11 protein-coding genes are annotated in these 11,904 nt (G+C 53.9%); 7 read left to right on the top strand and 4 right to left on the bottom strand.

Annotation, left to right across the window (positions count from 1 at the left end):
• Positions 1 to 96: 96 nt before the first annotated feature.
• On the bottom strand, positions 97 to 999 hold the full coding sequence (locus QUD59_RS16690) for a hypothetical protein (RefSeq protein ID WP_286238348.1): 903 nt from the start codon (positions 997 to 999) through the stop codon (positions 97 to 99).
• Between the two features lie 201 nt (positions 1,000 to 1,200).
• On the opposite strand from QUD59_RS16690, the gene QUD59_RS16685 reads away from it, so the two are divergent.
• The gene (locus QUD59_RS16685; protein WP_286238346.1) at positions 1,201 to 1,806 is read left to right on the top strand and encodes a DUF5610 domain-containing protein; all 606 of its coding nucleotides are present in this window, start codon (positions 1,201 to 1,203) and stop codon (positions 1,804 to 1,806) included.
• A gap of 48 nt (positions 1,807 to 1,854) precedes the next feature.
• On the opposite strand, the gene QUD59_RS16680 is transcribed toward QUD59_RS16685, so the two are convergent.
• The gene (locus QUD59_RS16680; protein ID WP_286238345.1) at positions 1,855 to 2,040 is read right to left on the bottom strand and encodes a hypothetical protein; all 186 of its coding nucleotides are present in this window, start codon (positions 2,038 to 2,040) and stop codon (positions 1,855 to 1,857) included.
• 163 nt (positions 2,041 to 2,203) lie between these two features.
• The gene (locus QUD59_RS16675; RefSeq protein WP_286238344.1) at positions 2,204 to 2,731 is read right to left on the bottom strand and encodes a gamma-glutamylcyclotransferase family protein; all 528 of its coding nucleotides are present in this window, start codon (positions 2,729 to 2,731) and stop codon (positions 2,204 to 2,206) included.
• Between the two features lie 231 nt (positions 2,732 to 2,962).
• Here QUD59_RS16675 and QUD59_RS16670 point away from each other — a divergent pair, with 231 nt between their 5' ends.
• From QUD59_RS16670 to QUD59_RS16645, 6 genes are read left to right on the top strand one after another with little or no spacing between them, the layout of a single operon-like run.
• Complete coding sequence (locus QUD59_RS16670) at positions 2,963 to 3,673, top strand: RDD family protein (protein WP_286238343.1); 711 nt, start codon at positions 2,963 to 2,965, stop codon at positions 3,671 to 3,673.
• Entirely contained in the window at positions 3,670 to 4,647 is a 978-nt protein-coding gene (locus QUD59_RS16665; RefSeq protein WP_286238342.1) for a stage II sporulation protein M, read from the top strand. Before QUD59_RS16670 ends, QUD59_RS16665 begins: the two co-directional genes overlap by 4 nt.
• Positions 4,644 to 6,140: a DUF4129 domain-containing protein gene (locus tag QUD59_RS16660; RefSeq protein ID WP_286238341.1), complete on the top strand. Its 1,497-nt coding sequence runs from the start codon at positions 4,644 to 4,646 to the stop codon at positions 6,138 to 6,140. The genes QUD59_RS16665 and QUD59_RS16660 overlap by 4 nt, the downstream gene beginning before the upstream one ends.
• The gene (locus QUD59_RS16655; protein ID WP_286238340.1) at positions 6,137 to 7,363 is read left to right on the top strand and encodes a DUF4350 domain-containing protein; all 1,227 of its coding nucleotides are present in this window, start codon (positions 6,137 to 6,139) and stop codon (positions 7,361 to 7,363) included. The genes QUD59_RS16660 and QUD59_RS16655 overlap by 4 nt, the downstream gene beginning before the upstream one ends.
• Entirely contained in the window at positions 7,360 to 8,343 is a 984-nt protein-coding gene (locus tag QUD59_RS16650; RefSeq protein ID WP_286238338.1) for an AAA family ATPase, read from the top strand. The genes QUD59_RS16655 and QUD59_RS16650 overlap by 4 nt, the downstream gene beginning before the upstream one ends.
• A gap of 8 nt (positions 8,344 to 8,351) precedes the next feature.
• A complete protein-coding gene (locus QUD59_RS16645; RefSeq protein ID WP_286238337.1) occupies positions 8,352 to 9,683 on the top strand; it encodes a DUF58 domain-containing protein in 1,332 nt (443 codons plus the stop codon).
• A gap of 2 nt (positions 9,684 to 9,685) precedes the next feature.
• On the opposite strand, the gene QUD59_RS16640 is transcribed toward QUD59_RS16645, so the two are convergent.
• On the bottom strand, positions 9,686 to 11,890 hold the full coding sequence (locus tag QUD59_RS16640) for a YgiQ family radical SAM protein (protein ID WP_286238335.1): 2,205 nt from the start codon (positions 11,888 to 11,890) through the stop codon (positions 9,686 to 9,688).
• Positions 11,891 to 11,904: the final 14 nt, after the last annotated feature.

Genomic DNA, 11,904 nt, shown 5'->3' with positions numbered 1-11,904 from the left:
TCCAAAGCCAAAAGGAGCGTCATTATAAAGGAATTAAGCCTTCACTGTTAAGGAATCCGCGTATTCGATATGACTGGGTCTGCCATCCGCTACCGATTACTCGGGTAATGTAAGACTTCCCAGCCCGACTTCCAGTAAAGGACTGCGCTCTGCGCTCAGCCAGACTCTTCCGCTGGTATCATTACGATCCCAGACCAGCGCTTCCCATTGTGCGTACGGGGTCATATTCAGTCGCCGCGCTGCAGACCACTGTGGCGCCCCCTGCACCGGTACAACCCAGACAAAGGAACTGCCAAATATACGCTGTTTACTGTAGCCGAGTAATATCAGGCGCTGTGACGATGCGTGATAATCTGCTGCGGTGATCAACCCGTTTACCGGGTAACTGGCAACCGGCTGAAGCACCTGAACAGGTTTATGTTTATCCAGTTTGTATAAAGTAGTCTGCTCATCCCGGCGATTCTTACTGAACAACCATAACTCATCGCCGACTACAGTCAGCGCCTCGCAATCCAGATTATGCGCTTTGCTGTCGACGACATCCGGACGGTTGGCATAGCTGAACTCCAGCGTCGTAACCTCAACACTGTCGCCGTGATCTGATCTGTCCAGCTTATCCCAGGCGATTTTATAGATCTGCAAATGCTTGCGACGCCCCCGGTTGTTTCCGCAATCAGCGACGTAGAGATAGCGGTCATCCTGCGCCAGCTCCTCCCAATCAATATTTTCTGCGCCTTTAAGCGCAACCTTTTTAGTCAGGTTATCCTGTTCATCGATGGCATAGAGATAGGGCCCGTCACCACTGTCGTTCAACGTCCAGAACAATCCTGCCCGCATCGCCAGCCCGGAGGTCTCCTGCACCTCCCCCGGCCAGACCCGATAGCCAGCCACATCGCCCGACCAACTCTGTGCCACAGTCGCCTCCCTTGTTGGATAGCCACCACAGCCAGCCAGCATCAACGCAACACCCAACAGCCCCACCCGGGATTTTAGCTTCACTTGCAACACCCTCTCTCAATTACTAAAGCCCGCCGACCTGCACCGCTTACCCATAACAGCCTCTGTTACACTGTGTGCCGCACCGCCGCGAAACTGAAATATTTCTATCAAACAACTGTTCGGGTTGAATAAAAATCAGTCAGCCGCCAGCAATATGTCCGATACTTAGGCTATGGAAACATAGACTGTATGGAGGCACCAATGGAAGCAGACCGCTCTGCGTTACACCACGCTTCAATCGCCACGGCCGGGCCTAGTGCCAAAGCCACATTTGAACTAACCATGCATGTTTTCGCGCAGCCACATATCCAGAAACGTAAAAGGCGGGTAGGCCTCTACACGCTTCTGTTCACCAAACTCAGTGAACAGTTTAATGAAATGTTTGAACCTGAGTTAGATCGCCCTGCGCTGGACACCAGCCCTGATGTGGGAAGTGAGTTATCCGCAGAGGATCTGATTAACCGGTTCACCGATATGATCTCAGGATTATATGTCAGCTTTACCGATCATCACCCGGAGATGCTGGAAGATATTGCGCTGGAACGGTTTCTGAACCTGAGCTACGAAGGGCTGCATCAGGGGCTTGAAGAGGCCACGGTTCTGCTCGACAGCCAGGGCCTGCTGGATGATGAACGCAACACCCAGCTCGAAACCCTGCACGAACAGCTTGAAGAGTGTCTGGAGAGCTTTAGTCAGAACTTTGGTTATGATTGCTATGACCCTGACGGAGCAGAGGCAGATGAATATGTCACCGCAGAAGAGGATGAACTGCTGGATGAAGAAACACTGGATCGCCTGTTAATGTAATGTATTTTACGCGAAAAAAATGCCGCTTTTCAGCGGCATTTTTTATGCTTAGTGCAGCTCATCATATTTTTTTCTGATCGCCACCAGCTTCGGCTGTATATCCAGAGGGGCGTAATTCATAGCCTGCTCGAACAGCTCTTTATTCTCTTCAGAGAGACGCTCCTCTTCGCTCATTGCGGTGAGCTTTTCCATGGCTTCTTTAAATTTAGGATGGATTTTGTCGGTACCAGTCATGGCGAGCCCTCCTTTTACCCCCTGCTCAGGCAGGGATAGGGTTGGATAAAAACAGCAATAAGCTCTGTTCAGCCTCATTCTATCAATGCAGACCACGGAGAACAGCATAAAAATATAAAATCTTCTGCACATCCTCTGCCGAACCTGAGTACCGGTCGGTTATTCAGTGGAACAACCCCTCTATATCGGAGAGCAGATCTGCCGGATACAGTGACTTTTCCCAGCGACTGCGGCCGAGATCAGGATCGGCCCGGGTTTTGAATCGACAGAGAAACTCCAGATAACCCTCCGGCAGCGCCAGCGTTTCAGCCCCATGCAGGATATGCTGAAGATACCAGTCAAATGCCTCCAGGCCACAGTCGATCTGTAATGCCACATAAACAAACGCTGTAACCCGCTCCCCATCGGCGGTGATCACCTCAACCGCTTTAGCTTCATAGCCGTGACCTGCACCTTCGATCTGATCAAGAATCTCCCGCTCATGTTCAGCTATCTGATATAAGGCACCATAAACCCGATCTTCAGGATCAGATGTCAGATACGCATCAGCTTTAGCCGAACCATCGGCACCTTTTTTATGCAGCCTGAACTGATGCTGTGGCAGAATCGCGACAGTCTGCAGTTGAGCATCAGGTATCCTTGCCAGTAACCGCGGGCGACTCATATTCGACCCATAAGCAAAATAGTACATCAACATACCCTGCTGTCTGTGCTCGGAAACAGGATTGAGTATAGTCCAGCCTGGCAACGTGGTTTGGCACCGGACCGGGTTTCCTGCTAGCATCGACCTCTGAACCTACCGGCAGGCCAATCCCCATTTTTAAGGATGAAAAATGAATCAGGTCGCAGTACATCCCCTCTCTTTACGTTTATGCCACCCTGTGACAGTTTCCTGCCTGATTATTAGTTGTCCGCATTTACCGTGAACGATCGCCCTTTACTCGATACCCGCTACCGGGTCGAAACCCCGGAAGGCATCGATTTCAGCGCCGCCATCGCGGGCCCGGTACCGCGCCTGCTCGCTTATTGCATCGATTTTGGCTGGCGCTGTCTGGTTTATCTGCTCATCGGCCTTGCCAGTGCTTTCAGCGGCGATGTAGGCACCGGCCTGTTTCTGATCTCAGCGTTTTTGCTGGAATGGTTTTATCCGGTATTTTTTGAACTGCTAAAACAGGGCCAGACCCCCGGCAAGAAAGCCATGGGCCTGCGTGTGGTTAACGACGATCTGACTCCCGTTCGCTGGGGCGGATCGTTAATCCGCAACTTGCTTCGCAGCGCAGATTTCTTTCCTCTGCTCTACCTGTTTGGTCTGATCAGCATCACCTTAAGTGGTAAATTTCAGCGCCTCGGCGATATGGCCGCAGGCACACTGGTGATCTATCAGGACAGGGAGTTAACACCTGCTGCAACATCAACGGCCAGCCCCATGCCTCCCCTGCACCCGCTCACCCGAACTGAGCGTCAGGCTATTACTAACTTTCTCAGTCGCAGCGATGTAATCAGTGAATCCCGACAGATCGAACTGAGCGATATTCTCGAGCCAGTGACCGGTGCGCACGGTGATGTGGGTCTGCAACGGGTTAAAGCGATCGGTGCCTGGCTTCAGGGCAGGAGACAGGCGACCAGACCATGAAACAACAGGAATTTGAAACCCTCTATACAGAACAGTGGCTCCGGTTTCAGGAAACACTTGATGCCTTTCAGAATAAACGCCAGCCACCACCGCCTGAGTTTCCAGAGCAATATCGCCAGATATGCAATCACCTCTCGCTCGCCCGGCAGCGGCACTATTCAGAGCATACGATTACCCGCTTGAATAATCTGGTGATGAGTGGCCATCACCTGCTGTATCAGCAGGACAACCGTTTTCGAATTCACTCGGTGAGCAACGCGCTGAACAGTTTTGTCGCCACCCTCAGAGCTCAGCGCAAGTTTGTTATCTTCGCTGCCCTGCTATTTCTGCTGCCGACCCTGCTCGCCGGTTTCAGCAGCTATTACAGCGACAGCCTCATTTACAGCCTGATCAGTCCCGAGCAGGTAAAAGAGTTTGAGGCTATGTACGACCCATCCCTGAACAAAATAGGCCGGGAACGCGGTTCGGACACTGATCTGGCCATGTTTGGCCATTACATCAACAACAATATCGGGATCGCTTTCCGCACATTTGCCGGGGGAATTTTCTTCGGTCTGGGCTCCGTATTTTTCCTCTGTTACAACGGCCTGTTTATGGGAGCCATTGCCGGCCGCCTCAGCAGCATCGGCTATGGGGTGACTTTTTATCCGTTTGTGATCGGCCATGGCGCGCTGGAGCTGACCGCTATTGTTTTCAGTGGCGCAGCAGGCCTGATGCTAGGCTATGCACTGATCAACCCCGGCCCTTACAGCCGACTTCAGGCCCTGAAATACTCCGCCCGTGAGGCGGTAAAAATCATGTACGGTGCGGCATTTATGCTGCTCATTGCTGCTTTTATCGAAGCGTTCTGGTCCTCCAGTACCGAGCTTCCGGACACGGTTAAATATGCTGTCGGTGGTGCACTCTGGCTATTTGTGTTCTGGTTCTGCTTTTTCTCACCTCTCGGGCGACACAGCGGGAGGGAGTCACTGTGAATCTTGATAAACTGCAGATTACTGCTGAGCACCGCAGCAACTGGCAGGCCATCGATCTGGGCGTGCTGATGGCAAAACGCTGGTATCGGCCCCTGCTGCTTTCCTGGCTCATTCCGGCCTTGATCCTGTTCATCCCCCTGAGTGTCTGGTTTTATGAATCGCCCTGGATCGCGATGCTGGTCGTCTGGTGGTGCAAGCCGCTGCTGGAACGTGCCCCACTCTTCCTGCTCAGCCGCTATCTGTTTAATGATGACCCGCTGAAGCAATCGGGCTACCGGTCGCTACACAGGCTGTACTGGTTCGATATGTTCTCTGCCCTGACCTGGCGCAGGCTCGATCTGAAGCGCTCTTTCAACCTCGCCGTGACCGTTTTGGAGCAACAAAAAGGCAGCGCCCGAAGCAAACGCTGCACGGTCCTGCAATCAGGCTGTGGCAGCAGCGCCGGGTGGCTTACCATCGCACTGGTACACCTTGAAGCCGTGCTCTGCATAGGCTTCATTGTCTTGCTGGTGATGCTGATGCCCCAGCACTACGACTGGGCTTTCATGGAACCCCTTCTTGATCACCCCCTGCTGTTTGAGCATATCTACAACGCCCTCTATTTCAGTGCAATCGCACTGATCGCTCCGATCTACACGGCCTGCGGCTTCAGCCTCTATATCAATCGCCGGATTGAACTTGAAGCCTGGGATCTGGAACTGATTTTCCGCCACAATATGCAGAAACGCAGCAGCAACCAACGCTCTGCCGCTACGCTCCTGATTTTCGGTGTCTTCGGCCTGTTTACCCTGTTGCAGCCGCAACCACTTCTGGCAGCCACGATGGATCAAAGTCAGCGAGAGCTCGCTAAAGAGAGCATTTTGCAGACACTGGAATCGCCGCCCTTTGTCATCGAGAAAAAAGTCAGTGAATGGAGCTGGCCCGACAACCAGAGCGACGCCCCTCCTGCGGATGTACCTGACTGGCTGAAAAACCTCGGCGATTTTCGAGGGCTGGCGGAATTTATCGAAAGTATCGCATTGCTGATTGAAGTCTGTGTCTGGATCGCGATCGGGCTGCTGCTCCTCTACATCGGCAAGCAGCTTTATACTCAGGTACGCCAGAATGCCACCCCTCGTCCAGAGCGAGTCCGCGATCACGCTCTCCCGCCGGAGTTGATTATGGGCATGCAGATTAGCCGCGCCAGCCTGCCAGAGGACATTCCGGCAGCGGTTGAAGCAGCACTGCAGCAGGGCGACCAGCGCTTAGCGCTGTCGTTACTCTACCGATACAGCCTGAGTCAGTTGGTGAGCCTTCATCAGATTCCCTTAAAGCGCTGGCACACAGAAGGTGAATGTGCCGAGCTTGCAAAACGCACTGCACCGCAGGATATCAGTCTGTGTTTTTCCGAGCTGACCCGACTCTGGCAGCAGCAGGCCTATGCCCATCAGGCACCCTCAGACACCCGGATCAGAGCAATGTGTGATCAGGTCGGGAGGTTGTTTCAGGCATGAATAAAGGTTTTAAACTAGCCATTGCAGCACTGATCTGCCTACTGGGCGCGTTACTGATCAGCAAGCTGGAAAAGGTTGAGCGGATCGTCAATGAAGGCCCGGGCCTGAGTGTACTGCGGAATAATTTTTATGCCGCAGGGCAGTTTCTTGAGCAGCAGGGTATGGTCGTGCAGCATCGCAGCGCTCCGATGACCAGTAAGCAGCTCGGCGCCCGGGATACACTGCTACTGACCAATACCCGGGAGATTCTCGACCATCAATCCGCCGCTGAATTGCTTAACTGGGTTCGGCGCGGTGGCAACCTGATCTGGGAATATTCTGAATCTGACGATGATCACCCCCTCGCACGCCTGCTGGCAGTCAACCTGACCTACACCGACGAGCAGTTCTCCCGGCTGATCAAAATCGAACGCCCTGCTGAACCGGTGGAAGCGCTCAGCCCAAGAGAGAAAGTACGGCACGACATTCGTCGTCTGGAACAACGAATCAACCCTGCGGCGCTGGGTCGTTTCAGCTATCGCGACTCCAGCCAGGCTCTGGAATTTTACATCGCCACAACAGCGACCCTGTTTCAGCCTCAGCTCGACGCGGCTCCCGGTGAGCTCGATTTCCGACTGGATGCAGTGGGCCGCTCCGAATATGTAACTCAATTGCTCAGCTTCACTCTGGGTCGGGGCCGGGTCAGCGTAGTCACCGACAGCTCACTCTGGAGCAACAGCAGAATCGGTCAGTTTGATCATGCTCACCTGCTCTGGCAACTGACACAGGACCACGAAAAGGTATATATCCAGCGCTTTGTTCACTGGCCTTCGCTCAGCCAACTGGCGTTGAGCTATGCCCCTGAAGCACTGTTGATATTCGGCTTACTGATGCTGGCCGGGATACTGAATCGGGCCGTGCGCTTTGGCCCGCTCAGACAACCTGAGGGTAACCGGCGCCGCGCAATCAGCGAGCATATTCGCGCTACCGCCCGCTTCCATCACCGCTTTCGCCAGCACGATTACCTGCTGGCACCGCTGCGCCGGGCGATCGTTCGCCAGATGCAACGCAATCACAGCGACTTTAATCAACTCAGCGAATCAGAGCAGATCGCTCTGATTGCCCGCTGTAGCAAAATCGACCCGGATCAGGTCAGAACCGCATTGAATACCGCCGGGGATTATAACGATCCTCAGTTACTGACCCTTATTAAGCTACTTGTGACTATCAGGAATGCCCTATGACTACCGTCAGCCCTACTCCAGAGGTAACCGCAGAAACCACCCGCAAGATTGAATTTCTGCGCAACAGCATCAAACAGGTACTGATTGGCCAGGATGACGTGATTGATCAGGTACTGATCGCTCTGCTTTGTCGTGGACACGTGTTACTTGAAGGCCTGCCAGGCCTCGGTAAAACCCTGCTGGTGAAAGCGCTGGCCAGTTGCTTTTCCGGCCAGTTCAAACGCATTCAGTTTACCCCTGACCTGATGCCCGCAGATATGACCGGCCACGCGGTATATGACATGCAGAACAACCGCTTTAATATTCGTCGCGGCCCGATCTTTACTAACCTGTTGCTGGCAGACGAGATCAACCGCTCCCCGGCCAAGACTCAGGCCGCACTGCTTGAAGTAATGCAGGAGAAACAGGTCACAATTGAAGGCAAGCCTTTTCCTCTGAATCCGCCCTTTATGGTACTCGCCACGCAGAACCCCATTGAACAGGAAGGCACCTACCCACTGCCAGAAGCCGAGCTCGACCGTTTTCTGCTGAAGGTATTTATCGACTACCCGAGCTTCAGTGATGAACTGACACTGGTACGGAACGTGACCAGTGGCAAGCTGAGCATGGATAGCGACAGCTTCCCGGTAACAGCCGATCTGAGTGCTGAAGATATCCTCAAACTGCAGGCACAGGCAGAAGCCGTCGCACTCGATGATCAGGTACTGGCCTATGCGGTGCGTCTGGTTCAGGCCACACGTAATACCAGCACGCTGCTTAAAGGCGCAGGCCCCCGTGCCAGTATCGGGCTGGTAAATGCCGCCAAGGCCTGGGCGCTGATCAACCAGCGAAACTTCGTCCTGCCGGATGATATTAAACAGGTCGCCCTGCCGGTGATGCGTCACCGTATTCTGCTTTCGCCGGAAAGCGAGATTGAGGGCTTCAGCCCGGATCAACTGCTTAAACAGTTAATCGAAACCACCGATGCGCCACGGACCTGAAAGCAACCATGATATTGCCTGATCGCAACCTGTTTAAATACCTCGGCCTGCTGCTGTTTGCAGGGCTGGGCATACTGTTGCTGCGTGTAACAGAGCAACCACAGAGTGAAGCGCTCAGTCAGGGGTGGTGGTGGCTGTTCTCGATCGGTGCAGCACTGGCAGCTTTTGACGGCGCACGTTGCCGCTGGAGTGAGCTGCCTGAGTGTCGGCGCAAGCTACCCGGCAATCTGCCGCTTGGCAGTGCCACCCAGATCAGCCTGCGATTCGACAACCCGACCCGGCGAGATCTGGAGTTCAGCTATCAGGATCACTTCCCGGATTCGATCAGTTGCCGGCAACTTCCCGGCCAGTTGACTCTTCCCGCCGGTGAAACGGCTATTGCCAGGTACAGTGTCCGCGCCACCCGTCGTGGTGAAGTCAGGTTTGGCGATATCTGCATCCGGCTTCGCTCCCCCTGGAAACTCTGGCGCCGCCAGCACTCTACCCCCGCAGAACAACAGACCAAGGTGTACCCAAATTTTATGGCACTGGCGAAGCTTAATTTTCTGGATTACGAACAACGCCTTGCTCATATAGGTGCGCACCTGTCGCAACGGCGTGGGTCAGGGCAGAGCTTTAAGCAGTTACGCGAATACCAGCGCGGTGACGAAGTACGCCAGATCGACTGGAAGGCTACCTCCAGACAGCACCGTCTTATCTCGCGCGAATATCAGGATGAACGGGATCAGGAGGTGATTTTCCTGCTGGACTGCGGTCGACGGATGCGGGCGATGGATGATGAACTGAGCCATTTCGACCACAGTATCAACGCCCTGTTATTAACCTCATATATCGCACTGTCTGCGGGCGATGCCGTGGGCTTTATGAGTTACGCCGGAACCGAGCGCTGGCTTAAACCGGTTAAAGGCAAAGCCGCCATCAACACCCTGCTGAATCAACTCTACGACCTGCATAGCAGCCCTGAAGCGAGCGATCTGGGCTATGCCGCTGAAAAACTGATGCTGCAACATCAGAAGCGATCACTGGTGATAATTATCTCCAATGTCCGGGATGACGACAGCTATGATCTGAGCAGAGCGGTTAAGCTGCTCTCACGTAAGCATCTGGTGATGGTCGCCTGCCTGCGCGAGAACTACCTGAATCAGGCGGGAGAAATTAACACCGACAATCTGGACAACGCCCTGACTGACACCGCCCGACTGCTCTATTCGGAGCAGCGGCAGCATCTGCTGGATAGCCTGAAAGCCAGTGGAATTCGGGTGGTAGACGCCAGTCCGGCCACCCTTCATCTGTCTCTGGTTAATCAGTACATGGCGCTGAAACGCGCCGGAAGGATCTGAGCCTAACGGGGCTTCAGTGAACGCTGGCGTGGCTTACCCTTAGGCTTGGTTTTACCCCGCCCTGCGCTGGCGCCTCGTTTCTGGGTGCCGGCTTTTGCAGGGCGTGCGGAAGAGCGGTTACCGCTCGTGGCATTACGTTTACCGTTACCGAAACGGGATCTGGTTGCTTCCGGCTCCTCCGGTGGCAGCAGACAGTCGACCGAATAACCGATCAGATCTGAATGCCCCATCTGAGGCAGCACCTGACGCAGCAACGGCCAGTTTTCCGGATCGTGGTAACGCAACAATGCCTTCTGAACTTTGCGCTGTTCAACGTTTTTCGGTGTATAAAGCTTATCGCTTTTATAGCTGACCTGCTTCAGTGGATTTCGATCCGAATGATACATCGCCGTCGCCAGCGACATGGGCGACGGGTAGAAAGTCTGCACCTGATCTACCTTGAATTCATTCTTATTCAGCCACTGAGCCAGTTTGACCATATCCTCATCTTCACACCCCGGATGGGCGGCGATGAAATAAGGGATCAGGTACTGTTTTTTGCCCGCCTCCCGGGAGAAACGATCAAACATTTTCTTAAACGCGTCATAGGTACCCATGCCCGGTTTCATCATCTTCGACAGGGTACCCTCCTCACTGTGTTCCGGTGCAATTTTCAGATAACCGCCCACATGGTAGGTCACCAGTTCACGCACATATTCCGGATCCTCCACAGCAAGGTCGTAACGTAATCCAGAGGAGATCGACACCGTGTGCACCCCCTCGACCTTACGTGCTTTACGATACAGCTCAGTGGTTGGGCTGTGATCGGTGTCCAGATTCTTACAGATGGTCGGATAAACACAGGAGAGCTTACGGCAAGAGGCCTGAATATCAGGATCATTACAGTTCAGGTGGTACATGTTCGAAGTCGGGCCGCCCAGATCAGAGATCGCCCCTGTGAACCCCGGCACCTTATCGCGGATCTCTTCTATTTCATGGATTACGGATTCATGGGAACGACTCTGGATAATCCGCCCCTCATGCTCGGTGATCGAACAGAATGTGCAACCACCAAAACAACCGCGCATGATATTGATCGAGAATTTGATCATATCGTAGGCAGGAATTTTTTCCTGACCATAAACCGGGTGCGGTATACGCTGGTAAGGCAGACCGAACACTTTATCCATCTCCGCCGTATCCAGTGGAATCGGCGGCGGATTCACCCACAGTTCGCGATTACCGTGTTTCTGTACCAGTACCCGTGCATTGTGCGGATTCGATTCCTGATGCAGTACCCGCGAAGCATGAGCATAAAGCGCCGGGTCTTTAGATACCTTCTCGAAAGATGGCAGACGAATATAGGTGGTTTCCGGCAGTTTCTCTTTACCTTTCAGGGGGGCGGGAATAATCCGCAGCGGCTTTGGCTCATCTTCTGCCTGCTCTTTTTTATCGCAGGTGGCAGCGTCGTGGTATTCGTAAGGGTTAGGTAACTGATCGATATAGCCGGGCCAGTCGATCCTCGTTGAATCAACTTCGGTATATTCACCCGGCAGCGCGTTACGCAGAATCGCGGTGCCGCGCAGATCATCAATCGCTTCAATCGGCTCACCGGCAGCCAGGCGGTGAGTCAGTTCGACGATTGCCCGCTCCGCATTACCATAAAGCAGCAGATCAGCGGTCGCATCCAACAGTACCGAACGACGCACCTTGTCACTCCAGTAATCATACTGAGCGATACGCCGAAGACTGGCTTCAATCCCACCCAGAACCACCGGGGTGTCCCGGTACGCCTCCTTACAACGCTGGCTGTAAACGATCACCGCACGATCCGGACGCTTACCGCCCTTGCCGCCGGGTGTATAGGCATCATCGTGACGCATACGTTTATCCGCGGTGTAACGATTGATCAGGGAATCCATGTTGCCGGCCGTGATTCCGAAATACAGATTCGGCTGACCCAGCGCCTTAAACGGCTCAGCAGAGGTCCAGTCTGGCTGGCTGATAATACCCACCCGGTAGCCCTGCGCCTCCAGTACCCGACCGATCACCGCCATACCGAATGACGGATGATCCACATAGGCATCGCCGGTGACGACAATCACATCACAGCTATCCCAGCCCAGCGCTTCCATCTCCTCCCGCGTAGTCGGTAGAAAGGGTGCCGGCGAATAACACTCAGCCCAGTATTTTGGGTATGAAAAAAGTTCAGGAGCTGTACGGATCATAGAAACTGTGGCTA

Source organism: Neptuniibacter halophilus (assembly GCF_030295765.1).
Classification (GTDB): domain Bacteria; phylum Pseudomonadota; class Gammaproteobacteria; order Pseudomonadales; family Balneatricaceae; genus Neptuniibacter; species Neptuniibacter halophilus.
The sequence above is the reverse complement of the archived record's forward strand: the minus strand, read 5'-3'. Positions and strand labels throughout refer to the sequence as shown.